A 22,603-nucleotide genomic window follows, 5' to 3' on the forward strand; every position below is an offset into this window, starting at 1 on the left:
GAACACCGACTCTGCGGGAGCAAGCCATGGGCCTCATCCACATCGAACTGTTCACGACCCTCGACTTCGTCGCGCAGTCGCCCGGCGGCCCCGACGAGGACCCGGTGGGGTTCCCCTTCGGCGGCTGGCAGGCGCCCCTGCTGGACGAGGTCGCCGGGGCGCAGATCGGCGCCGCGTACGAGGGCACGGACGCCCTCCTGCTCGGCCGGCGGACGTATGACATCTTCGCGGCCTACTGGCCGTACCAGGAGGGCGGCGAGGACAACGAGATCGCCACGCTCTTCAACAGCGTCCCGAAGTACGTGGCCTCCCGCGGCAGGCCCGAACTCCCGTGGGCCGGATCCACACAACTCGGCCCGGACCTGGCCGGCGCGGTGCGCGAGATCCGTGACCGGCACGAGCACATCAAGGTGGTCGGGAGCCTGAACCTGGTGCAGACCCTCCTGCGCGAGAAGCTCTTCGATCGCCTCGACCTCTGGGTGCACCCGATCGTGCTCGGCGTCGGGAAGAAGGTGTTCGACGGCGGCGCGGTGCCCACGAACGTCACCCTCCTCGAACCGCCGGCGGCCAGTGCGAAGGGCACCGTGTTCCTGCGCTACGGGCTCGCCGACGGCACGCCCGGGACGGGGGACATGAGCGCACCCGATCGCGGCCTCGGGAACGACGACTGAAGCCGCCCCGCGCGAGGTCCGGCCCCATCGCGTGCGTTGCTGACAGCTCCGTCCCATAACCTCGTGCGGAGAGACGTCGGATGCGACGTGCAGCCACTCTGAGGAGGCGATGGTGCTCGGAAGGGACACGCGGTTGCTGGTGGGCGCCGTGATTCTGGCCTGCGTGGTGCTCGCCGGCCCCAGCGTACCGAGCGGTGCCCCCTCCGCCGGGTCGCTGCCCGTCGACGCCGTCAGGGACGTCGTACCGAACCGGGTCATGACGTGGAACCTCTGCAACCCCTGCGAGAAGAGCAACGTCGACCGGGCAGCGGAGATCGCCACGTACGCGCCCCAGGTGATCGGTTTCCAAGAAGCGTGCGTGCGTGACGTCGAGGGGATCCGGGACCATCTGAAGAACCTCTACGGGCTGGTCTACCACGTCGAGTACGGGTCGGTTCTGCAGAACTGGGGCCGCTGCGGGGGCGTGCCGTGGAACCCGGGGGCCTACGGCCAGGCGGTCCTCTCGGCGGCCCCGATGACAGACCCGGTCAATGTGGAGTACCCCGACGGCGGATCCGAGGACCGTGGGTACATGGCGGTCACCACCCGTGTGGGCGGCCGGTCCGTGCGGGTCTTCAACACGCACCTCGCCGAACGGCGGCAGGAGGCGGTCCGAGCGGGTCAGACCGGCGTGCTCGCCAAAGTCGTCGCCCGGCAGGACCGCGCGATCGTTCTCGGCGACTTCAACGCCGTGCCGGACGCTTCCGAGCTCACCGGGATGTGGGCACTGGCCACGGACGCAGACCCCGAGTGCGGTCCCTCGTCCACCGGAACCTGCCGGACGACCACCGACTGGCGGAGCAAGTTCGACTACATCTTCCTGCGAGGCATCGCCGCGCTCGAGCAGCATGTGCATCCGACCGCCTACTCGGACCACGACCTGGTGCAGGCAGACCTGGACCTGAGCTGAGCCCGCGCAGCGGCAAATCGGGCGCAGCGGGCGCGTAGGCACCGGGGCGTAGGCCGCCCCCGTATCGGACTGCGACTGCGGCAGGCCGTCGGGGGTGCCGTGGGCCAGGCCCGTCCGGTGGGCGATGACGACGAGTCGGGCCCGGTCGGGGAGTTGTTCGGGGTGGTGCGGCGGGGCGTCGTCCGGTGTGGCCAGGAAACGGGCGAACAAGGAGCGGGTCGCGGCGGGGGCGGGAGAGTGTCGCCGTCGGCGATCGTACGCACGGCGTTCAGCAGGTCCCTGGCCCCGATGCCCTTGCCGATGAAGCCGCCCGCTCCCGCGCGCAGCGCCTGGGCGACGTACTCGTCGGTCTCGTACGTAGGCGCGGCGCTGGGTGGTCTCCACCGCCCCCGACTCGTCTCCGGGCAGCCCGAGTTCGAGGTTCAGCGCCGGTACGGCGACGGCCCCGAGACCGAGTCCGGCGATCAACAGCACGGCGACCGGCCGGCGCAGCACGCACCGCGCCCGGCGGGTGCCGAGCCCGGGCCGGCCGGCCGCGGTGGGCGCGGGTGCGGGCACGCTTCCCGGCCGGGCGGCCCGGCGCACGGCGTGCAGCGCGGGCGGGTCGCCGTCGGCGACGCGCCGGGCGAGTGCACGGGCACCGTGCAGCGGGTCGTCGGCGGTCGACTCGGGGATGCCGAGGCCGTGAGGGCCGTCAGGTTGACGTCGTTCAGGATTCCGCCGACGCGCCACCGACCCCTGGCCGGCTGACGAAGCGGGCGTCAGCGTGGGTCTGCGGGGCTGTCCTGGGCGAGGGTGCGTAGGACGAGCCCGCACCAGCGGAAGTTCTCCTGCTCGAAGGCGATGCCACGGACGAGGGTGAGATAGCGGCCGAGCTGACTGGGCTGCTGGGCCAGGTAGTCGGCCTCGTTCCGTCCGTCGAGCAGGTACTCGCGCGAGCGCTCGTACTGCTTGAGCTTGCGCTCCGCGGCCTCCAGCCTGGCCTGTACGGCGATACGCAGGCTCGGGATGTCGGCGAGTTCCATGGCGGTGATCTGCACGAGGAGTTCGTCGCGGATGGCCATGGGTTTGGGCGTGCCGGTGGTGAAGTCGTGCAGGGCCCGGCGGCCGGCGTCGGTGAGGGAGAACAGCCGTTTGTTGGGGCGGCGTTCCTGTTCGACGACGCGTGCCTGGACGAGTCCTGCGGCCTCCATTTTCTCCAGTTCGCGGTACAGCTGCTGGGGCGTGGCGGTCCAGAAGTGCGAGACGGCCACATTGAAGGCTTTGGCCAGGTCGTAGCCGGAGGACTCGTTGTCGGTGAGTGCCGCCAGGATCGCGTTGCGCAGGGCCATGCCGGTCATGATAGCGACAACATATGCATTGATTGCAAAGTTTACTATTTGCTTCTCTGGACATATGGATGGCGGTCGCCCTAGTGTGTGGCGGGACTTAGTCAACAAGTTGAGCATGAGGAGCGTTGATGACTTCTTTCCGTGAGGCGGTCGACGCACGCGACATGGACGCCGTCGAGGCGATGCTGGCCGACGACGTGGTGTTCCACAGCCCGGTGGCTTTCAAGCCCTACCCCGGGAAGGCCGTCACGGCGGCGATCCTGCGCACGGTGGTGCAGGTCTTCGAGGACTTCCACTACGTGCGGGAGATCCACGACGCGGGCGGCCTTGATCACGCCCTCGTCTTCGAGGCCAAGGTCGAGGGCCTCGACATCACCGGCTGCGACTTCCTGCGCTTCGACGACGAGGGCAAGATCGTCGACTTCATGGTCATGGTTCGCCCGCTGCGCGCCGCCGAAGCGCTCGCGCGCGAGATGGCGGCGCGGTTCGAGCAGATCCAGGCCGAGGCCGCAGCATCCGGTTGAGCGGTTGAGCGGTTGAGCGGTTGAGCGGTTGAGCGGTTGAGCGGTTGAGCGGTTGAGCGGCTGAAGGGCTCAACAGCCCGGGAGACGCAGACGCGGACACCACCTGCCCCTCTGGAACAGCGCCATGCCCGTCCAGCTCACCGCGCTCGCTCCGTCCCGGCATCCATCGCCACGGCCACGGCCACGGCCACGGCCACGGCCACGGCCACGGCCACCGCCACGGCCACGGTCCACGGCCACCGGTTCGGGTCTCTCCGCCCCCGCCGTTCCGGGGCCCGGTGTTCACCGTGGCCGCCGTGCTTCCCCTGTACGGGGTGTGGGCGGCGTTCTTCGCCACGGGCGGCGGCGATCTGGCCGCGCAGCACGCGTGGGCCGGGTTCTTCGCCCGGCACCCGGACGTCCCGTACGGGATGTTCTGGTTCGGCGGGGCGCACGTCGCGAACTACAGCGTGCTGTCATCGCCGTTGACGGCGCTGTTCGGCGTCCGGACCGTGGCAGTCCTCGCCGGGGTGAGCGCCACCTGGCTGTTCGCCGTGCTCCGGTGGCGCGCCACCGGGCGGGCGCAGGTGTGGCCCGCGCTGATCGGGGCGCTGGGGCTGTGGCGCAACATCGCTCAGGGCCGGCCCGGCTCGCCGCAGGAGCCCCGGGCGCGCTCCTCGCCACTCTCGGCAGCCCGGTGGCCGGGCTGTTCGTCCTGGTCGCGGGTGCCGTCTAGGCACTGTCCCGGCAGTACGGCAAGGGCTTCGTCCTCGCTGCTCCGCCCGTCGCAGTCGTCGGGTCGACGGCCCCGCTCTTCCCCTTTCACGGTGAACAGCCCACGTCGGCCGGCCGTATGACACCGCCTGCTGCTGTCCGCCGCGATCGTGTGGGCCTGTCCGCGCGGGTGGCGGTCGGTGCGGGCCGGCGCAGGCCTCTACGCCGTCGGCGTCGTCCTGTGCCGGTTGATCCCCTCTCCGATCGGTTCCGACGTCGAGCGGCTCGCCATCCACCTCGGTCCGGCAGCTCTTCTCGTGTGCCTGCTCCACCACCGTGCCCCTGGCAGGCGTGTACCGACTGACGTCGAGCTGTGCGCAGGCTTGGTCCGGCCACTTCGACGCCCTCGCCCGTGCGGTGCATCAGGCCTCGCGGACCGTCAGCCGCCCGGAGGAGTCAAAGGTCCCTTCGCATGAGAACGCACATCGTCTCGTGGCGACGGATCGACCCGTCAGGTCCTTCCTCGTCCCAGGCGTCCGGCTCGCGGCCGTAGGCGACGTAGCCCAGGCGCTCGTACAGGGCGCGGGCCCGAGGATTGTCCTCCTCCACGGCGAGTCCGGCCCTGCGCAGGCCGCGGTTTCTGATCCTCTGTTCGGCGGCTCGGATCAACAGCGTTCCCAGGCCGCGGGACTGGAGCGCCGGGAGCACGGCGAGTTGCCAGAGGGTTCCGGCTTCCCCGGAGACCTGGTAGTCGATGCCGCCGATCGCCACCGGCAGGTTCACGGGGGTGCAAACCGCCAGGTAGTCCACCTCGCCGGTCGCCGCGCGCACCAACTCCCGCTCCACGTGACGCAGATGGGTTGCCGATCCCGACCAGGTGCATGCAGGCAGGTCCCGGGGGAGCAGGTCGCGCACGCCGACGGGTATGACGACGGCGGCGTCGGCGGAGTCCTGTGCGGTGATCACGGCCCTGAGCATGCCGACCGACGCGCCGGTACGGCAACGCATTTCCCCTGGGACCGCGTGCCGCCGTCGACCCGGGCCAGTGAAGATCGCCGGCTCGGCGCAGCGACGACGCCCTCCGGCATCTCGGGTGAGGCGCGGGCGTCGGACGACGGCGGAGTCCGCCGAGCGCGCTCGGCGAAGGCCGGTCGGGGCCTCCGGCTGCTGCGGTACTGGTCAGGCGTGCTGTGCGGGCCGTGTCGAGGTCGCCGCGGCGGCTTTCTCCCCCAGGCCGGGCGGGCGGGCCCGCTGGACACATCTCGGCAACACCCTTGTCATCCGCAGTCGCCGTATGCATCATGATGGCCATCATCAGGGTTCCTGATATCGGGCCGTCGCCCACCCGGCCGGCCCGTGACGGGATCCGTCACCGCTCTGCGTCGCCGACGCCGGCGTCCCCGCCGCCGGTTCCGGTATCTCCCCACGCCTTCGCGACCTCCCACTCCGCTCCCTCGACATGCCCGGAGGCATTGATGAGCGCACCCATGAACGGCAGTTTGTCCCGAAGATCCCTTCTGAGGGGCACCGCCGGAGCCGCCGGGCTGTTCTCCGCAGGCGGACTGCTGACCGCCTGCGGCGGCATCAAGGAGTCCGCCGCGCAGACCGACAGGGTCCTCCGGATCGGCTATGTCTCGCCCAGCACGGGCGCGGCGGCGGGCTTCGGCGAGCCGAACGCGTACCTGCTGAAGCAGATGCGCACCGCCCTCAAGAGCGGCCTGAAGATCGGCGGCAAGAAGTACTCCGTCGAGATCGTCGACCGCGACAGCCAGTCGAACCCGCAGACCGCCGCGGAGGTCGCGACCGATCTCATCAACGGCAAGCGGATCGACCTGATGTTGGTCACCTCCACACCGGAGACGGTCAACCCCGTCGCCGACGCGTGCGAGGCGGCCAAGATCCCCTGCCTGTCGACCGCCGTGCCCTGGGAGGCCTGGTACTTCGGCCGCGGCGCCACCCCCGAGAAGCCGTTCACGTACACGTACCACTTCTTCATCGGCGTCGCGGAGATCCAAGCCGCCTACACCTCGCTGTGGACCAAGGGCGGGGTGGAGACCAACAAGCGGGTCGGGGTCATGTGGCCCAACGACCCCGACGGCAAGGCGATCCGGCAGGGGCTCGGGCCGGGGCTGAAGAAGAGCGGCTTCACCCTCGTCGACCCGGGGGCGTACGAGGACGGCACGAACGACTACTCGGCGCAGATCGCGGCCTTCAAGAAGGCCGACGCGGAGATCTTCAACACCTTCCCGCTGCCGCCCGACTTCGCCACCTTCTGGAAGCAGGCCCGCCAGCAGGGCTACCGGCCGCGCATCGCGAGCATCGCCAAGACCGGCCTCCTGCCCTCCCAGGTCGAGGCACTCGGATCACTCGGCCACGGCCTCACCGCCGGCTTCTGGTGGTCGCCCAAGTACCCGTACACCTCCACGCTCACCCACCAGGGCTCCCAGCAACTGGCCGACGACTACGAGAAGTCGACCGGCAAACAGTGGAACCAGGTCATCGGGTCGAACATGGCGCTCTTCGAGGTCGCGGTCCACGCGTTGCGGCAGGCCTCCGACCCCAAGGACCGCAAGGAACTGGCGGCCGCGCTCGGCAAGGCCAGGCTGACGACCATCGCCGGGCCGCTGGACTGGCGGAGTGGGCCGGTGAAGAACGTGTCCACGCAGGGGCTGGTCATGGCCCAGTGGCGCAAGGCCACCGGCGGCAGCGGGTTCGCCGTCGAGCCCGTCATCGTCGACAACGGCGCCTTCGACGACATCCCGGTCGGAGGCGAACTTGAGCCGCTCCGCTGACCCGGTGACCTCGGGGACGCGGACGGCCGGGACGGGGACGGCGAGGCCGGCAGTCCAGGCCCCGCCGGTCCTCTCGGCGCACGGCATCCACCGCCGCTTCGGCAGCCTGGTCGTCCTCGAAGGCATCGACATCACCCTCGCCCCCGGCGAGGCCCTGGGCATCGTCGGCCCCAACGGCGCCGGGAAGACGACCCTGCTCGACATCCTCTCCGGCGCACAGACCCCCTCCGAGGGCAGCGTCACCTTCCAGGGCCAGGACGTGACCCGCTGGAAGGCCGACCGCCGGTGCCGCGGCGGCATCGGACGCTCCCACCAGGTGCCACGCCCCTTCACCGGCATGACCACCTACGAGAACGTGCTCGTCGCCTCGGTGCAGGGCGGCTCACGCCGGCGCCGGGCGGCCCAGCGGCACGCGCTCGACGTACTCGAACGCTGCGGCATGCTCGCCCAGGCCAACAAGCCCGCCGCCGCGCTCACCCTGCTGGACCGCAAGCGCCTGGAGATGGCACGCGCGCTCGCCACCGACCCGCAGGTACTGCTCCTCGACGAGATCGCCGGCGGCCTCACCGATGCCGAGACGGACGAACTCATCGCCACCATCGAGCAGTTGCGCGCCGACGGCCTCGCCATCGTCTGGATCGAACACGTCCTGCACGCACTGCTGCGGGTGATCGACCGGCTGGTCTGCCTCGCCCAGGGCCGGGTCCTGGCCGAGGGCGCACCGGACGCCGTCATGTCCGATCCCCGGGTCGTCGAGGCCTATCTCGGGAGCGCGGCATGACCCTGCTGTCGGTACAGAACCTCGAAGTGCGGCACGGACTGCTGCGCGCCGTCCGCGACCTGTCGTTCTCCGTGGCCGAAGGCGAGGTCGTGGCGGTCGTCGGGGCCAACGGCGCCGGCAAGTCCACCCTCATGCGGGCCATAGCCGGAGCACACGGACCGGCCGGGGGCCGTATCGCCCTGGACGGCACGGATGTGACGGGCCGTCGGGCCCACGAGCGCGTCGCGGCCGGAATCGCCCTGGTCCCCGAGGGGCGGCGGCTCTTCGCCGACCTCACCGTGGCGGAGAACCTGCTGGTCGCCTCCCGGGCACGACGCCGCGGACCGTGGGACCTGGCCGCCGTCGTGGCCGCCTTCCCCCTCCTCGACGGGCTGCTGAAGCGCCGCGCCGGCAACCTCTCGGGCGGCGAGCAGCAGGCCGTGGCCATCGGCAGGGCACTGATGACCAACCCCCGACTGCTGCTGCTCGACGAGGTCTCCCTCGGCCTCGCCCCCATCGTCGTCGACACCCTCTACGACTCGCTCGGCACGATCCTGACGGGCGGTACGACGGTGCTGCTCGTCGAGCAGGACCTCGGCCGCGCCCTCGGGGTGGCCCGGCGCGTGCTGTGCATGCTCGAAGGGCGCGTCGTCCTGGACGAACCCGCCGCCGCGGTCACCCGCGAACAGGTCGTCGACGCCTACTTCGGGCTCGGCCGGGCGACCGTCACCACCGTCCGGGAGGAGCCGGCATGAACTGGATCAACGCGATCGTGCAGGGTGTCATGCTCGGCGGCGTCTACGCGCTCTTCGCCTGCGGGCTCTCCCTGATGTTCGGCGTCATGCGGACCGTCAACCTGAGCCACGGCGACCTCGCGGTCCTCGGCGCGTTCCTCGTCGCGGTCGTGGCCGCCGCGATCGGCATCAGCCCGTTCTTCGCGGTCCTGCTCGTCCTGCCCGTGATGGGCCTGGTCGGAGTGGCGCTGCAGCGGGGCATCCTCAGCAAGGCGCTGCGCACCGGCGAGATGTCGTCGATGCTGGCCACCTTCGGACTCGCCATCGTGCTGCAGAACGCACTCCTGGAGATCTTCTCCGCCGACTCCCGCTCCCTGGACGTCGGTGCACTGGCCACCTCCGGCCTCCAGCTCGGGTCGTCGGTGAGCGTCCCCTACCTCGGGGTGCTCACCGTGCTGGTGGCGGTCGCGCTGCTCGGCGGACTGCAACTGCTGCTGGCCCGCACCGGAATCGGCCGGGCGATCCGCGCCACCGCCGCCGACGCGGACACCGCCGAGCTGGTCGGGATCGACAGCCGCCGGGTCTACGCCTGGGCCGCCGCCATCGCCGTCGCCACCGCCGGTCTCGCGGGCGCGTTCTTCGCGATGCGGTCCTCCTTCAGCCCGTCCATGGGGCCCACCCAACTGCTGTTCGCCTTCGAGGTCGTCGTCATCGGAGGGCTCGGTTCGCTGTGGGGGACGCTCGCCGGCGGCATGGTCCTCGGCATCGCCCAGACGGTCGGCGCCGAGGCGGACCCACGCTTCTCCATCGTGGCCGGACACGCGGTGTTCCTCGCGGTCCTGGCCCTCCGTCCGCAGGGACTCCTCGGCATGAGAAGGAGCCGTACATGACCACCGCAGCACCGGTGAACCCGGTCACCGCCACCATCCACCGGTGGACCCCGGTCTCCCGTACGGCGTCCGGGGCCCTGGCCGCCCTGCTGCTCGCCCTGGCCTTCGCCCCCTTCGCCTTCACCCCCGACGTGACCGCGAAACTGACGAGCCTGTTCGTCCTCGTCATCATCGCGGCCATGTGGAACGCGCTGGCGGGCTACGCCGGACTGGTCTCCGTCGGCCAGCAGGGCTTCATCGGCCTGGGCGCGTACGGCGTCTTCCTCCTCGTCGACCGAGGAGTCAGCCCTTTCCTCGCGGTCGTTCTGGCGGCCCTGCTCGCGGGCGCCGTCGCCGTACCCACCTCGCTGCTGGCGTTCCGGCTCACCGGCGGGCAGTTCGCCATCGGCATGTGGGCGATCGCCGAGTTCTTCCGGCTGATCGTGGTGAACACGCCCTCGCTGGGCGGCGGTTCGGGCCGTTCCCTCACCGGATTGTCGGCCGCCGACCCGGCGGTGCGGCAGGCCCAGGTGTACTGGCTCGCCCTCGCGCTGATGAGCCTGCTCCTGCTCGCCGTCTTCGTCCTGCTGCGCAGCGCGTCGGGGTCCGCGCTGGAGGCGATCCGGGACGACCCGGTCGGCGCGGCGTCCGTCGGCGTCCGGGTCGCCTCGACGAAACGGCTGGTCTTCGTCCTCGCGGCGGTGGGCTGCGCGGCGGCCGGCGGGCTCACGCTCGCCAGTACCCTGCGGGTGCAGCCGGACTCCATCTTCGGCGTCCACTGGTCCGCCTACATGATCTTCATGGTGGTCATCGGCGGTCTCGGCACCTTCGAGGGACCGATCGTCGGAGCCATCGTGTTCTTCCTGGTGCAGGACTGGTTCGGGGACATCGGAGGCACCTGGTACCTGATCGGACTGGGCGTGCTGGCCATCGGGATGACGCTGTGGATGCCCCGTGGACTGTGGGGTACCGTGGCACGCCGACATGACCTTGAACTACTGCCTGTCGGTCACCGGGTGCGGACACCCGTCGTCTGACCTCTCCGGCGGCGCCTCCCGACCTCCCCGACGACGACCGACCAAGAGGTGCGCACGATGACGGAGGCAGCCGGGCCGGATCCGGAGTCGGACCCGCAGGGCCACCAGGGCCCGCTGACGATCTACCTCGTCAAGCAGCTCGAGCTGGCCATCCGTTCCTTCATGGACGAGGCCCTGCGGCCGTACGGACTCACGACGTTCCAGTACACGGCCCTGACCGTGCTCCAGCACCGAGGCGGTCTCTCCTCCGCCCAGTTGGCCCGCCGCTCCTTCGTCAGGCCCCAGACGATGCACGAGATCGTGCGCTGGCTGGAGGAACGAGGGCTGATCGAGCGCACCCATGCCCCGGGCAACCGGCGGATCATGGAGGCCCGTCTGACGGAGGCCGGTGCGGAGCTGCTGACGGCGTGCACGCCCGTGGTGCAGAAGCTCGAGGAGGAGCTGCTGCGCGACATGCCCGAGAAACAGCGGTCGGCCTTCCGCCAGGGCCTGGAGGACGGATTCGCCTCTCTGACGGGGCGGCGCCAGGACACCTGAGAGGGCGGTGGCCCCGGGTTGCGGAACCGCGTCCCGTCGATCGGTTGCCCCTTGCGCGCCGACCTGCGGTCCAGCACCGGACGCCCGCGCGTCCCGGGCGCCGATCCCGTACAGCGAAGCACGTCCTGGCAAGATGGCGGCATGGAACGTGTGCTTGGAATCGGCGGATATTTCCTGCGGGCGGCCGACCCGGCGGTCCTGAGCGCGTGGTACCGCGACTGCCTGGGTTTGGACGCCGATGAGCACGGTCTGTGGGGTCAGGAAGCCGGGCCGACGGTGTTCGCGACGTTCGAGTCCGAGACCGACTACTTCGGGTCCCGCGCCCAGCAGACCATGCTCAACTTCCGGGTCCGCGACCTGGACGCGATGCTTGCGCAACTGCGTGCCAAGGGAGCGGACGTGTCCGAGGAAACGCAGGACATGGAGGGCGTCGGCCGATTCGGCTGGGTCACCGACCCCGACGGCAACAGGGTCGAGCTGTGGCAACCCGCCTGACCGGCCCCATGCCGAGCGCGAAGAACCTCAGGAGTCGCCGACTGTCGTCGACGACCTCCCGATTCCCGGAGCGTGCTGGAGTCGGCTCCGGAAGGCGTCCAGGCCGACGATGTCGAACGGGCTCCGGTCCACGCCGACCAGGGGGCACGACGCGTAGCTGACCGGGCCGGCGAAGAGCGGGCGGACGGTGCGGACCACGTCGGCGCCGTCGTGGCGCGGGCGTTCGGCTCGCTCGGCGCAGTCGGCGAAGTACGGCGGCATCTGTTCGTCGGTCATCTCGCAGGGGAACGGCGAGAACCACACCTCCAGCCCGCCCGCCGCCGCATGGCGCGCGGTGGTCTCGATCCGGTCCGGGTAGCCGCCCGTGACGCGGATCGCGGTGCAGTGCAGACCTTCGGCCCGCGCCGGCAGAGGGTGTTGCCCGGCCTTTGGGGCAGCCGCGCGCACCCGACTTGATCGGGCACAGGATGTCGGGTCCGGCAGGGTGGGCGACGCATAGCGTCGTGATCGTCAAAGGGAAGGAGGCCGGGCATGCTGGAGCGGCTGAACCAGGCCATGGAGCACATCGAGCGCCATCTCGACGAGACGATCGAGGTGGCCGAGCTGGCACGCATCGCGGCCACCTCGGAGTATCACCTGCGCCGGATGTTCTCCGCACTGGCGGGCATACCGCTGTCCGAGTACATCCGGCGCCGTCGGCTCACCCTCGCGGGCGCCGAAGTACTCGCGGGGCGTGAGACGTTGCTGGAGATCGCGGTGCGCTATGGCTACGGCTCGGGTGAGTCGTTCGCGCGGGCGTTCCGTGCCATGCACGGCATCGGACCGGGCGAGGCCCGGCGTACCGGCGCCGAGCTCAGCTCCCAGTCCCGGATGTCCTTCCGTCTCACCATCGAAGGGAGCAGCAATATGCGCTACCGCGTTGTCGACAAGCCGGCTTTCACCGTCGCCGGGCTCAAGACCCGGGTACCCCTGGTGCACGTGGGGCCGAACCAGGCGATCGTGGACTTCGTCCGCGGGATCGACCCGCGGACGCTGGAGCGTCTGGAGGAGCTCTCGGACCAGGAGCCCCAGGGCATCGTCGCCGTCTGCGACGACCTGGATCCCAGCCGGGCCGAAGGTACCGAACTCGACTACTACCAGGGCGTGATCACGTCTGCGGCCGTCCCGGAGGGCGCGACCGCCCTGGCAGTTCCGGCCGGTACCTGGGCGGTCTTCACGACCTCCGGGCCGGTGCCGCAGGCCATCCAGGAGCTGTGGCGGGACGTGTTCACCGAATGGTTCCCGTCGAACCCGTACCGCAGCCGTCCCGGCCCTGAGGTCCTGCGCACCCGGCTGTCGCCGGACAAGACCGAGGCCGACGCGGAACTCTGGCTCCCGGTGGAGCCTGAGCACAGCTGAACAAGGCGCCAAGCCCCCGGGGTGGGCAGGTGTGCGGCAGGTCGGCTGAGCGGAGAGGACGGACGCCGACCTGGAGGACGCCGGGCACCTGCTCTCCCCCGTCGATGGGCGACGGGGCGGCTGCCGCCGCGCAGGCGAGGACCAGCCGGGAGCGAGCCCCCGCGATGCCGAGCTGGGCGGCGAGGTCCACGTTGCCGAAGGTGGCCCGAACGACGCCCGGGACGGCGTACACCTCGTGGGCCCGTTCGATGCCGAGCGCCGTTTCGATCAGGGGTATCACCGGGCAGCGCCCGGCGGTGCGGGCGGTGATCTCCGTGAGGACGCCCGGGTCCTCGGCCTTGGGGACCATGAGGGGGCAGCGGTGGTCGGCGACTCGTGCCAGGTCCGCCTCGAACCAGGGGGTTGACGACGAGGTCGGCCGCCGCGGGAGGCGGCCTTGGCGAAGCGGTCGGGCCGGTCGCCGGGCACGAAGAGCAGGATGCGCGCGCCGCTGATCCGCTCGCGGTCCGCGTGGCTCCGGCTCATCCGAAGGTCACCTCGGCGGTGGCGTGCCGGGCCTCGCGGTGAGTGGCGACGCGCAGCTGGGCGTGTCCGGCCGAGGACGCGCCGTCGGCGAGGAGGCGCTCGCCCACGAACGCGGGCCGGTGCAGCCGGTAGGACAGCGAGCGCACTTGCCGTTCCGGGGCGTTCGCGCGGACGGGTTCCAGCATGAGCAGGGCCAACAGCGGGCCGTGGACGACGAGACCGGGACAGCCCTCCACCTCGCGGCAGTACGGGGTGTCGTAGTGGATGCGGTGGGCGTTGGCGGTGAGCGCGCTGAAGCGGAACAGCAGGGTCTCGTCCGGCCGCAGGGGCAGCCGCCACGGCCCCTCGGGCTCGGGTACGGCCGTGTCGTCGACGGCGGCAGGGTGCCGGGACGCGGAGCCGTCGCCGGAGCGGTAGACGATGTCCTGCTCCTCGACCAGGCAGGTGCGGCCGTTCTGCCGGAACTCCTGGCGTTCGGTGACGAAGAGCAGCTCGCCGCTGCGGCCCTGCTTGGGCGTGACCGCGGTCAGGCTGCTGACTCGCTCGGCCGGCTCGCCGACGCGCAGCGGCTCGGCGATCTCGCAGCGTCCTCCGGCGAACATCCGCCGACGGTCGGGGACGGGAGGCAGGAAACGGGCGTCCCGCAGGTGTCCGTCGGGGCCGAGGGCCTGCTGGGGCGGCCAGTGCAGGAAGTACAGCCACTGCCACAGCGGCGGCAGCGGGTCGCCGGACTCGGCGGCGTCGGCGGGGAGGTCCAGCAACGCCGACAGGGCCGCCACCGGACCGGGTGGCAGGGCGTCCTCGTCCGTGACCGGTTCGGGGTGCCATGACTCGACGTAGGAGGCGAGGGGCGCGGGCATGGGCTTCGTTTCCTTGTGCGGAGGGGCGGAGGTGGTCAGGTGAGCGGGGCGGTCTTCGCCCGTGGTGGGCGGCCCGGACCGCGCCGTCGATGAACGGCTCGTAGCGTTGCACGGGGCATCCCTCCGGTTCAGAAGGTGCTCAGGCCGAGCGCGGCGCGGAAGGAGTTCTTGTTGGCGACGCCGTCGCGGGGCGGCAGGGCGCGCGGCGGTTCGTCGGCGGCGATGAGGACCTGTGCGTACGTCGTCGCGGTGCGTGCCTCGATGCGGGCGGCGAGGTCCTCGGTCTGGGCGAGGTCGGTGATCCGTACGGTGTCGTGGATGCCGAAGCCCTGGGCGACGGCGATGAGGTCGGTGCCCAGTCCGGTGTGGCTGGGCTGCATGCCGGTCTCGCCGAAGTGGGCGTTGTCCAGGACCACGAGGGCGAGGTTCGGGGGGAGTCGAACCCCGATGGTGGCCAACGTGCCGATGCCCATGAGGTGTTCGCCGTCGCCGGTGATCGCGACGACCGGGCGGTCGGGCCGCGCCAGGGCGAGGCCGAGGGCGAGCGGGGCGGCGGCGCCCATCGCGCCCCAGAGGTAGAAGTTTCCGGGGCGGTCGCCGGCCGCGAACACGTCGTAGCTGGGCGAGCCGAGGCCGGTGACGACCAGGGCGTCCACGGGGAGCCGGGAGATCAGGTCGGCGACGAAGCGGCGGCGGTCGAGCCGGGCCAGGGTGTCGGTGGTCATCGGTTGCGCTCCCACTTCTTGCGGCCGATCAGCTTCTGCCCGAGGAGCACGGCGACGCGCTCGCCCGCCTCGAACGCCGAGTCCAGGGCCGCCTCCACGGTCTCCTCGACGTCTTCGGGGGCATCGGCGCGCAGCACCGTGATGCCCATGAGCTCCAGCGCCTGCTGCGTGGTGCGGCCCATGGGGCCCTGCCACGGGTTGAACTCGGCGTACTCGCCGCGCATGGTCACCAGCGTCAGGAAGGGAAACCGGCACATCTGCAGCAGGGAGAACATGTTGACGCAGTTGCCGACGCCGCTGCTCTGCATCAGCAGCACCGCGCGCCGGCCGCCGAGCCAGGCCCCGGCGACCACGCCGACGCCCTCCTCCTCGGTGGTCAGCACCACGTCGTGGATCGCGGGGTCCCGCCGAGCCTCACGGATGGCATGGGAGTGACCGGAGTCCGGGACGTAGGCGATCTGCCGGACGCCACGCTTCTTCAGCGCGGCGAACACGTCCTCCTGCCAGGAGGGCGGCGCGGGTGCGGAGGTCTCGTTCATGGCGCACATCATGGGGGCTGATGGATGGCGTTGAACAATAGAAAATCGTGATCCTGGTATGCCCTGTCCGCATGCCTGCCTCCGACAGGGGGTGCGTCTGCGCCTACGTTCGGGCGGAGGGCCATCTGCCCTGCCGTACGGCCGCGTCGATCTGCCGTACGAGTTCGCGTGCGACGACCTCCACGGCGGGCGGTGTCCGGCCGGAGCGCGGGGTGGCGAGCACGATCGACCGCCGGACATCGGGCTCGCACAGAGGCGCGGCGCTGAGCGTGCCGTTCTCGACGTCCTCGGCGATGCCGACGCCCGGCAGGATGGTCCAGCCGTGTCCGGCCACGACGAGTTGCTTCTGCACCCGCATGGAGTTGGTCTCGACGATCACGTCCATGGCGGTCCGGGCCCGCGCCGCTGCGGCGTCGATCAGGGCGCGCAGGGCGTGGCCCGACGCGGGCATCACCAACGGATGAGCCGCGGCCTCGGCGAAGGACACGGGACGTTCGGCCCGCAGCCCGGCGGAGAGCGGAGCGACCACCCACAGGTGCTCCCGGACCAGCGGACGGGCGTTGAGCGACGGGGTGCTGTCCAGGTTGTACAGCAGGGTCAGGTCCAGGTCGCCGTCGTCGAGCCAGCGCTGGAGGTGCCCGGAGTAGGCGGTCATCAGGCGCAGTTCGATGCCCGGGTGCTCTCCGGCCAGCGCCGCGACCAGGGGCTCGGCCAGCAGATCGGTCGTGCTCTCCAGCAGGCCGGCGGTGACGATGCCGGTCACCGCGCCCGGCGTGGGCTGCACTTCGGCGCGGGCCCGCTCCAGCTCGTTGAGCGCCCGCCGGGCCCGCTCCACCATGATCGTCCCGGCCTCGGTGGGCCGCATGCCCTGCCGGGTCCGCTCGAACAGCGGGACGCCGAGTTCCTGCTCGAGGGTACGGATCTGCCGGGTCACGGCCGGCTGCACCAGGTGCAGCAGCTCGGCGGCCCGGGTGACGCTGCCCACCTCGGCGACGGTGACGAGCGCTTTGAGCTGTTTGACGTCCACGGCTCTCCCACCGCCATCCGCACCGGGCATGGTGCCATCAGGAATTATCATTTCACTCATGCCGTAATGAGTGCCCATGATGTTACTTCAGCGGGTCGAGCCCACTTCCGGAGGCCAACGCAATGACCGAGGATCCTGAAGCCCTGCCGCTGTCCGGCATCACCGTCGTGAGTGTCGAGCAGGCGGTGGCGGCGCCCTTCGCCACCCGTCAGCTGGCCGACCTCGGCGCGAGGGTCATCAAGGTGGAGCGGCCGGGAGACGGTGACTTCGCCCGTAGGTACGACACGACCGTGCACGGCGAGTCCAGCTACTTCGTCTGGCTCAACCGCTCGAAGGAGTCCCTGACCCTCGACCTGAAATCGGAGCGCGGCCGGCAGATCCTGGAGCAACTCCTGGCCCGGGCGGACGTGTTCGTGCAGAACCTGGCGCCAGGGGCGGCCGCGCGGATGGGCCTGGGAGCGGACGCGTTGCGCGAGCGCTTCCCGTCGCTGATCCCCTGCTCGATCTCGGGATACGGCTCCAGCGGCCCCTGGGCCGACCGCAAGGCCTACGATCTGCTGGTCCAGTGCCAGACCGGCCTGGTCTCACTCACCGGAAACCCCGACGGGCCGGCCCGCGTGGGGATCTCCGTCGCCGACATCGCCGCCGGCATGTACGCCTACTCGGGGATCCTCACCGCCCTGTTCGCGCGGGCGACCAGAGGCGTCGCGCGGGCGGTGGAGGTGTCGCTGTTCGAGGCCCTGGCCGAGTGGGTGAGCCAACCCGCCTACTACACCCGCTTCGGCGGCGCCCAGCCCCCGCGCATCGGCACCCAGCACGCCACCATCGCCCCGTACGGCGCCTACCCCTGCGCCGACGGCAAGGACGTGCTGTTCTCCGTCCAGAACGAACGCGAGTGGGCCGCCCTGTGCGAGCGCTTCCTCCGGGTCCCCGGCCTCGTCGCCGACCCTCGCTTCGCCACCGGCTCCGCCCGCGTCGCCCACCGCGACGAACTCGACGCGATCGTGGCCGAACGCTTCGCCAGGTCGGACAGCGCCGAGGTGACGAAGGCGCTGGACGAGGCGGGCATCGCCAACGCCGGCGTCAACGACATCCAGGACTTCCTGGCCCACCCTGTGCTCAGCACCCGGGGCCGTTGGCGTGACGTGCCGATTCCCGGGGGCGCGCAAGTCCCGGCCCTGCTGCCGCCGGCGGACCTGGCGGGCGTGACGCCCCGCATGGACGCCGTCCCGGCCGTCGGCGCGCACACCGAACCCATCCTCGCCGAACTGGGCTACGGCCCGGCCGAGATCCACGCCCTACGAGCCGACCGAGTCCTCTGACACAGGTCTCACATCCGGGAGCGATACAGCATGAGCACTCTCGACATCCTGTCCGAGGACGAGCAGCTCATCGTCAGGACGGTGCGCGACTTCGTCGACGAGGAGGTCAAGCCCGTGGTCCGGGAGCTGGAACACGCCGACATCTACCCCGAGGCACTGATCGAGCAGATGAAACGGCTCGGCGTCTTCGGACTCGCCGTCCCCGAGGAGTACGGCGGCACGCCCGTCTCCACCCCTTGCTACGTGCTGATCACCGAGGAACTGGCGCGCGGCTGGATGAGCCTGGCCGGCGCGATGGGCGGACACACGGTGGTGGCCAAGCTGCTGCTGCGCTTCGGCACCGAGGAGCAGAAGCGCCGCAGGCTGCCGAAGCTGGCCACGGGCGAGGTCCGCGCGACCATGGCGCTGACCGAGCCGGGCGGCGGCTCCGACCTCCAGGCCATGCGCACGGTCGCCCGCAGGGACGCCGACGGCTACGCGGTCAACGGTGCGAAGACGTGGATCACCAACTCCCGGCGGTCCGGGCTGATCGCCCTGCTGTGCAAGACCGACCCGGACGCGACCCCCACGCACCAGGGCATCTCGATCCTCCTGGTCGAGCACGGGCCCGGGCTGAGGGTCTCCCGCGACCTGCCCAAGCTCGGCTACAAGGGCGTCGAGAGCTGCGAGCTGTCCTTCGAGGACTACCGTGCTCCCGCCGACGCCGTACTCGGCGGTGTCGAGGGCAAGGGGTTCGCACAGATGATGAAGGGCCTGGAGACCGGCCGCCTTCAGGTCGCCGCCCGCGCCCTCGGCGTCGGCCGGGCCGCCCTGGAGGACGCGCTCGCGTACGCCCAGGAGCGGGAGTCCTTCGGCAAGCCGATCTGGCAGCACCAGTCCATCGGCAACTACCTGGCCGACATGGCCACTTCACTCACCGCGGCCCGCCAGCTCACCCTGTACGCGGCCCGTGAGGCGGACGCGGGCCGCCGGGTCGACATGGAGGCCGGCATGGCGAAGCTCTTCGCCTCGGAGACGGCCATGCAGATCGCCCTCAACGCCGTCCGCATCCACGGCGGTTACGGCTACTCCACCGAGTACGACGTCGAACGCTACTTCCGGGACGCCCCGTTGATGATCGTCGGTGAGGGCACCAACGAGATCCAGCGCAACGTCATCGCAAGCCAACTCGTCAAGCGCGGGGGCCTCGACGTGTGAGGTTCGTCGTGCGCCCCGCGAGCCAGACGGCGATCCGCTTCCGCAACTCGCGGTCGGAGAGGGGACCGTCCCACAGCGCGAGCCGTTCCAGGTGCCGCAGGACGTCCTCCGAGCGGTCCGGGTGGCGCACCGCGAGCACATCGACGCCCATCTCGCCCGTCGAGGCCGTGACGTACACGCTGCTGTCGAGAGCCAACATGCCGAAGCCCGGGTGGCCCGCCCGTATGCCGAGGAACGCCGACGCCGCGCCCCGGCCCATGATGTCCCAGCGGTCCAGGAGCCGGACCCGGCTCCAGACCGCCGATGCCGGGCCGCGGCCGAAGTGCATGTGCTGCAAGGAGGCCCCGTGCGTGCGGGTGCCCTGGGGAAGCTGGACGAGGAACTCGCGCCGGTTGTCGAGAAGACCCGACGACACCGCGAGGTCGTACCAGTCCTCGTTGAGACTCTCGACGAGCCGTGGGGTGTCGTACGGGTGGGAGAAGCCGCCGACGATGTCCTCGCCACCGTAGCCGGAGACGAACGGCATGGTGCCGTCCGGCACGGCGTTCGGGATCACCTCGAGGCCGGCCCGCCGCAGCGGCCGGTACACCTTGCGTTCGCGCTCCTGGGTACCCACCGGTCACTGTTCTACCAGGACCGGCGCGCCAAGAATCCTCCGGCCCGGCGCTTCCCCTCAGCACTCAATCCACGCTGCGGTTGGGCTGAAGGAGCAGCAGGGCGATGTCGTCGGTGTGCCGGCCGGCGCGGCTGGTGCGGTGGACGAGGCTGTCCACGAGTTGGTGCAGGGGAAAGCCGCTCGACTCGCCGAGGTGATGGACGAGGTCGGCGATGGTGTGGGCGATGTCGATGCCGGGTGATTCCACCAGGCCGTCGGTGTAGAGGGCGAGGAGTGCCTGCGGGGCGAGGGAGACGGTGGTGAGCGGGTAGGCGTGGGTTCCGATGCCGATGCCGAGAGGCGGGCCGGGACGGATGTCGACGGCCTGGGCCCGGTTGTCGGGGTGGCGCAGCAGCGGGGGCGGGTGGCCGGCGCTGGCGAGGGTGACTTGGTGGCGGGCCAGGTCGAGGTGGGCGTAGAGACACGTGACGAATCGGCTGGCGTTGAGGTCGGCGAGGTCGCGGTCGGTGCGGCTGAGGACCTGGTCGGGGGTGGCTCCGGCCGTGGCATGGGAGTGGACGGCCATACGGACCTGGCCCATGAGGGCGGCTGCCGTCATGTCGTGGCCCTGCACGTCTCCGATGACCGCGGCGGCGGTGGTGTCGGTGAGGCGGATGAGGTCGTAGAAGTCGCCGCCGATGTCCATGCCGTGGCTGGCGGGGAGGTAGCGGGCCGCGACGTCGAGGCCGGTCACGCTGGGCAGGGCGTGGGGCAGCAGCGTCTGCTGGAGGGCGTGGGCGAGGCTGTGCTTGGCGTCGTAGAGGCGTGCCCGGTCCAGGGCCTGGGCGATGAGGCCGGCGAGAGGCGTGAGGACGGCCCGTTCGCCGGCGGTGAAGGGGTGCGGGTGGTCGTAGGCGAGGAGGAGGCAGCCGAGAGGGCGCCCGGAGTTGACCAACGGCAGGAAGGCCCACGCCTGCTTGCCGCTGATCTGCGGGGTCCTGGGGTAGAGGTGGGCCAGTTCGGTGCGGTCGGCGAAGAACGAGAAGGCGCCGGTGGCCAGAGCACGGCCCGCGGGGGTCAGATCGGCGTCCGCGGGCAGGCTGTCCAGCTGTTCGATGACGGCGGGGGCGTAACCGCGGTACCCGATGATCCGTATCCGGCCTGCCTCGGTGGTGGACATGATCATGCCGTGGGCGCCGAAGGCAGGCAGGATCTGGTCGGCGACCAGATCGACGACGTCCTGCACCCCGACGGTCTCGGTGAGGGCGGCCGCCAGAGCCATCAGGAGATGGATGCGGCTCTCCGGGGGCGTCCCGGAGGCGGCGGGCTGCGTGGCCCGGGGCTGGGCGGAGCGGTCGGGGGTGATGAGGACGCTCGTGCCGCCGTCGTCCGTATGGAGGCGGAAGTCGAGCCACTGGTCCGGCGGGCGCAGGACGGTCAGGGCGAGCGCCTCGCGACTGCTCAGGGCCGTGCGGTACGCGTCGATGTACGCGATGTTGTCCAGCCACGGGAGTGACTGCCATGGCTGGGTTCCCAGCAACTGCTCCGCCGGTCTGCCCAGCAGGCCGGCGGCCGCGGCGTTCACATATGTGATGCGCCCGCCGAGGTCGAGGGCGAGCGTGCCGAGGGGAAGGCGTTCCAGCAGGTCGGCCGCCGCGAGCCCGGACTGCGGCGGCGGCTCCGCGCGGCGGGGACGGACGAAGCGCGGCCGGTCCGGAATGGCCGGCGGGAGGGCGGCTGCGTCCAGGACGCGGGCGATGTGCCGGGCGCTCGAGACGATGCGCCGGCGCTCCCTGCGGCTGAGGACGGGGGAACGCCCCGGAGCCCAGCTCAGCAGCAGCGCACCCCGGCAGTGTCGGACCCCTGTGAGCGGAACGAAGACGAACGCGATCGGATACGGAATGGCCGCCGCGACGCGCGGGTAGACACGGGCCAACTCCTCGAGGGAACTCACCCAGACGAGCCGCTCGTCGCGTATCGCGTCCTGACTGGGACCGCGGACGGCGAAAGACGCCCGCCACCAGGGCATGAAGATCTCGACCGGCATACCGCACAGCGCGATCAGTCCAAGCGAGGCTTCGGCCGGGTCCAGCAGATAGACACCCCCGTACCTGGCGCCCGTACGGCGCACGGCCGCCGCCAAGGCCTCGCCGAGCGGATCGCCCTCACCCGGCCGCTCTCCGGTCCTGGCCCCGGTCATGTAGCGCAACACCTGACGCCCATGGTCAGAACGCTAAGCCCGCACGGCGGCGACAGCATGTGGATCAGCCGCGCGGCGTCCGACCCGACGGTTCTCGACGGCGCGGTGGGCGGAGCGCGTCATCGGGCCGGAGGCCGTCCGGCAGGACGCCGCGCTGCTGCGGACCTCAGTCCTTGACGGCCTCCGCGATCCGCAGGGCGGCCTCGGCGGGCGTGAGGTGTGTGGTGTCGACGACCTCGGCCTCGTCGTGCAGCCAGGTGCGGGCCGCCTCGGCGTAGGGCTCGAGGTACTTGAGACGGAACGTGGAGTTGGGGCCGATGACGGTGTCGCCCGCGATCCGCCCGCGGAGGGTGTCCTGGTCGGCGTGGAGGACGAAGTGCCGTACCGGGATGGCATGTTGGGCGAGGCCTGTGCTGATCTCACGCCAGTACTGCTCGACCAGGACAGTCATGGGCATCACCAGCGTGCCGCCGGCGAAGTCGAGCACACGGCGGGCGGTCTCGACGACGAGCGGCCGCCACGGCGGCCAGTGCTGGAAGTTGTCCGTCCCGGGCCCGGGCAGCCCCGGCTTGATGTCCATGAGCGTCTCACCGACCTTCTCGGCGTCGAACACCCGTGAATCCGGGATCAGTTGCTGCACGAGTGCACTGGTCGTCGTCTTGCCTGCGCCGTGGGTGCCGTTGAGCCATACGATCATGGGACCCGACGCTAGCGCCGTGCCCGCCGTAGGAACGGGCAGGGGAGAAATCGGCGAAGACACCTGCGCGGCGACCGCCCGCAACCAGGCAGCGATCCGCCGTGTGCACAACGCTACGAGTCGATA

The 22,603-nt window shown here is 71.0% G+C and carries 24 protein-coding genes and 3 pseudogenes; 14 read left to right on the top strand and 13 right to left on the bottom strand.

Annotated elements, in window-relative coordinates; genetic code table 11:
- The first annotated feature begins 26 nt into the window (after positions 1 to 26).
- Both AB0J04_RS21225 and AB0J04_RS21230 read left to right on the top strand, forming a co-directional pair.
- Positions 27 to 671, top strand: a complete 645-nt coding sequence (locus AB0J04_RS21225) for a dihydrofolate reductase family protein (protein WP_363170076.1) — start codon at positions 27 to 29, stop codon at positions 669 to 671.
- A gap of 109 nt (positions 672 to 780) precedes the next feature.
- Positions 781 to 1,620 carry an endonuclease/exonuclease/phosphatase family protein gene (locus tag AB0J04_RS21230; protein ID WP_363170077.1) on the top strand — a complete coding sequence of 280 codons (840 nt, stop codon included), beginning with the start codon at positions 781 to 783 and terminating at the stop codon, positions 1,618 to 1,620.
- Positions 1,621 to 1,722: 102 nt separating this feature from the next.
- On the opposite strand, the pseudogene AB0J04_RS21235 reads toward AB0J04_RS21230, so the two are convergent.
- The 3 genes and pseudogenes from AB0J04_RS21235 to AB0J04_RS21245 form a co-directional block, all read right to left on the bottom strand.
- Positions 1,723 to 1,979: pseudogene (locus AB0J04_RS21235) on the bottom strand (DNA-binding response regulator); the annotation flags it as partial.
- Positions 1,978 to 2,205 (bottom strand): annotated as a pseudogene (locus AB0J04_RS21240) (MMPL family transporter); the annotation flags it as partial. The pseudogenes AB0J04_RS21240 and AB0J04_RS21235, both read right to left, overlap by 2 nt.
- Positions 2,206 to 2,381: 176 nt before the next feature.
- Entirely contained in the window at positions 2,382 to 2,951 is a 570-nt protein-coding gene (locus AB0J04_RS21245; RefSeq protein ID WP_363170078.1) for a PadR family transcriptional regulator, read from the bottom strand.
- A 128-nt stretch (positions 2,952 to 3,079) separates the two neighbouring features.
- On the opposite strand from AB0J04_RS21245, the gene AB0J04_RS21250 reads away from it, so the two are divergent.
- A complete protein-coding gene (locus tag AB0J04_RS21250; protein WP_363170079.1) occupies positions 3,080 to 3,475 on the top strand; it encodes a nuclear transport factor 2 family protein in 396 nt (131 codons plus the stop codon).
- Between the two features lie 287 nt (positions 3,476 to 3,762).
- On the top strand, positions 3,763 to 4,311 hold the full coding sequence (locus AB0J04_RS21255) for a hypothetical protein (protein ID WP_363170080.1): 549 nt from the start codon (positions 3,763 to 3,765) through the stop codon (positions 4,309 to 4,311).
- 313 nt (positions 4,312 to 4,624) lie between these two features.
- Here the strand turns inward: AB0J04_RS21255 and AB0J04_RS21260 are convergent, their stop codons facing one another.
- Positions 4,625 to 5,146 (bottom strand): GNAT family N-acetyltransferase, encoded by a 522-nt coding sequence (locus tag AB0J04_RS21260; protein WP_363170115.1) that lies wholly within the window; start codon positions 5,144 to 5,146, stop codon positions 4,625 to 4,627.
- Between the two features lie 509 nt (positions 5,147 to 5,655).
- On the opposite strand from AB0J04_RS21260, the gene AB0J04_RS21265 reads away from it, so the two are divergent.
- The 7 genes from AB0J04_RS21265 to AB0J04_RS21295 all read left to right on the top strand — a co-directional run bounded on the left by AB0J04_RS21265 (position 5,656) and on the right by AB0J04_RS21295 (position 11,392).
- Positions 5,656 to 6,960: an ABC transporter substrate-binding protein gene (locus AB0J04_RS21265; RefSeq protein ID WP_363170081.1), complete on the top strand. Its 1,305-nt coding sequence runs from the start codon at positions 5,656 to 5,658 to the stop codon at positions 6,958 to 6,960.
- Positions 6,944 to 7,741 (top strand): ABC transporter ATP-binding protein, encoded by a 798-nt coding sequence (locus AB0J04_RS21270; protein WP_363170082.1) that lies wholly within the window; start codon positions 6,944 to 6,946, stop codon positions 7,739 to 7,741. The genes AB0J04_RS21265 and AB0J04_RS21270 overlap by 17 nt, the downstream gene beginning before the upstream one ends.
- A complete protein-coding gene (locus AB0J04_RS21275) occupies positions 7,738 to 8,475 on the top strand; it encodes an ABC transporter ATP-binding protein (protein ID WP_363170083.1) in 738 nt (245 codons plus the stop codon). Before AB0J04_RS21270 ends, AB0J04_RS21275 begins: the two co-directional genes overlap by 4 nt.
- Entirely contained in the window at positions 8,472 to 9,344 is an 873-nt protein-coding gene (locus tag AB0J04_RS21280) for a branched-chain amino acid ABC transporter permease (RefSeq protein ID WP_363170084.1), read from the top strand. The genes AB0J04_RS21275 and AB0J04_RS21280 overlap by 4 nt, the downstream gene beginning before the upstream one ends.
- Positions 9,341 to 10,360, top strand: a complete 1,020-nt coding sequence (locus AB0J04_RS21285; RefSeq protein WP_363170085.1) for a branched-chain amino acid ABC transporter permease — start codon at positions 9,341 to 9,343, stop codon at positions 10,358 to 10,360. The genes AB0J04_RS21280 and AB0J04_RS21285 overlap by 4 nt, the downstream gene beginning before the upstream one ends.
- A 57-nt stretch (positions 10,361 to 10,417) precedes the next feature.
- A complete protein-coding gene (locus AB0J04_RS21290; protein ID WP_363170086.1) occupies positions 10,418 to 10,897 on the top strand; it encodes a MarR family transcriptional regulator in 480 nt (159 codons plus the stop codon).
- Positions 10,898 to 11,038: 141 nt separating this feature from the next.
- Positions 11,039 to 11,392 carry a VOC family protein gene (locus tag AB0J04_RS21295; protein ID WP_363170088.1) on the top strand — a complete coding sequence of 118 codons (354 nt, stop codon included), beginning with the start codon at positions 11,039 to 11,041 and terminating at the stop codon, positions 11,390 to 11,392.
- 27 nt (positions 11,393 to 11,419) lie between these two features.
- On the opposite strand, the gene AB0J04_RS21300 is transcribed toward AB0J04_RS21295, so the two are convergent.
- Positions 11,420 to 11,839, bottom strand: a complete 420-nt coding sequence (locus tag AB0J04_RS21300; protein WP_363170089.1) for a hypothetical protein — start codon at positions 11,837 to 11,839, stop codon at positions 11,420 to 11,422.
- Between the two features lie 84 nt (positions 11,840 to 11,923).
- On the opposite strand from AB0J04_RS21300, the gene AB0J04_RS21305 reads away from it, so the two are divergent.
- Positions 11,924 to 12,790, top strand: coding sequence for an AraC family transcriptional regulator (locus AB0J04_RS21305; protein WP_363170090.1), 867 nt, complete (start codon positions 11,924 to 11,926; stop codon positions 12,788 to 12,790).
- A gap of 208 nt (positions 12,791 to 12,998) precedes the next feature.
- On the opposite strand, the pseudogene AB0J04_RS21310 reads toward AB0J04_RS21305, so the two are convergent.
- The 5 genes and pseudogenes from AB0J04_RS21310 to AB0J04_RS21330 form a co-directional block, all read right to left on the bottom strand.
- Positions 12,999 to 13,172 (bottom strand): annotated as a pseudogene (locus AB0J04_RS21310) (CoA ester lyase); the annotation flags it as partial.
- A 139-nt stretch (positions 13,173 to 13,311) separates the two neighbouring features.
- Positions 13,312 to 14,175, bottom strand: coding sequence for a MaoC family dehydratase N-terminal domain-containing protein (locus AB0J04_RS21315; RefSeq protein ID WP_363170091.1), 864 nt, complete (start codon positions 14,173 to 14,175; stop codon positions 13,312 to 13,314).
- 128 nt (positions 14,176 to 14,303) lie between these two features.
- Positions 14,304 to 14,900 carry a thiamine pyrophosphate-dependent enzyme gene (locus AB0J04_RS21320; protein ID WP_363170092.1) on the bottom strand — a complete coding sequence of 199 codons (597 nt, stop codon included), beginning with the start codon at positions 14,898 to 14,900 and terminating at the stop codon, positions 14,304 to 14,306.
- On the bottom strand, positions 14,897 to 15,439 hold the full coding sequence (locus AB0J04_RS21325; protein WP_363170093.1) for a phosphonopyruvate decarboxylase: 543 nt from the start codon (positions 15,437 to 15,439) through the stop codon (positions 14,897 to 14,899). The genes AB0J04_RS21320 and AB0J04_RS21325 overlap by 4 nt, the downstream gene beginning before the upstream one ends.
- A 103-nt stretch (positions 15,440 to 15,542) precedes the next feature.
- Complete coding sequence (locus AB0J04_RS21330; RefSeq protein ID WP_363170094.1) at positions 15,543 to 16,466, bottom strand: LysR family transcriptional regulator; 924 nt, start codon at positions 16,464 to 16,466, stop codon at positions 15,543 to 15,545.
- A gap of 122 nt (positions 16,467 to 16,588) precedes the next feature.
- Here AB0J04_RS21330 and AB0J04_RS21335 point away from each other — a divergent pair, with 122 nt between their 5' ends.
- Both AB0J04_RS21335 and AB0J04_RS21340 read left to right on the top strand, forming a co-directional pair.
- Complete coding sequence (locus AB0J04_RS21335) at positions 16,589 to 17,788, top strand: CaiB/BaiF CoA-transferase family protein (RefSeq protein WP_363170095.1); 1,200 nt, start codon at positions 16,589 to 16,591, stop codon at positions 17,786 to 17,788.
- Between the two features lie 30 nt (positions 17,789 to 17,818).
- Entirely contained in the window at positions 17,819 to 18,985 is a 1,167-nt protein-coding gene (locus AB0J04_RS21340; protein WP_363170096.1) for an acyl-CoA dehydrogenase family protein, read from the top strand.
- Here AB0J04_RS21340 and AB0J04_RS21345 read toward each other — a convergent pair.
- The 3 genes from AB0J04_RS21345 to AB0J04_RS21355 form a co-directional block, all read right to left on the bottom strand.
- Complete coding sequence (locus AB0J04_RS21345; protein WP_363170097.1) at positions 18,960 to 19,601, bottom strand: hypothetical protein; 642 nt, start codon at positions 19,599 to 19,601, stop codon at positions 18,960 to 18,962. The genes AB0J04_RS21340 and AB0J04_RS21345 overlap by 26 nt on opposite strands.
- Before the next feature lie 64 nt (positions 19,602 to 19,665).
- Complete coding sequence (locus AB0J04_RS21350; protein WP_363170098.1) at positions 19,666 to 21,780, bottom strand: SpoIIE family protein phosphatase; 2,115 nt, start codon at positions 21,778 to 21,780, stop codon at positions 19,666 to 19,668.
- A gap of 166 nt (positions 21,781 to 21,946) precedes the next feature.
- Entirely contained in the window at positions 21,947 to 22,477 is a 531-nt protein-coding gene (locus tag AB0J04_RS21355) for an ATP-binding protein (protein ID WP_363170099.1), read from the bottom strand.
- Positions 22,478 to 22,603 lie beyond the last annotated feature (126 nt).

This window comes from Streptomyces sp. NPDC050263 (genome assembly GCF_040655955.1).
Classification (GTDB): Bacteria; Actinomycetota; Actinomycetes; order Streptomycetales; family Streptomycetaceae; genus Streptomyces.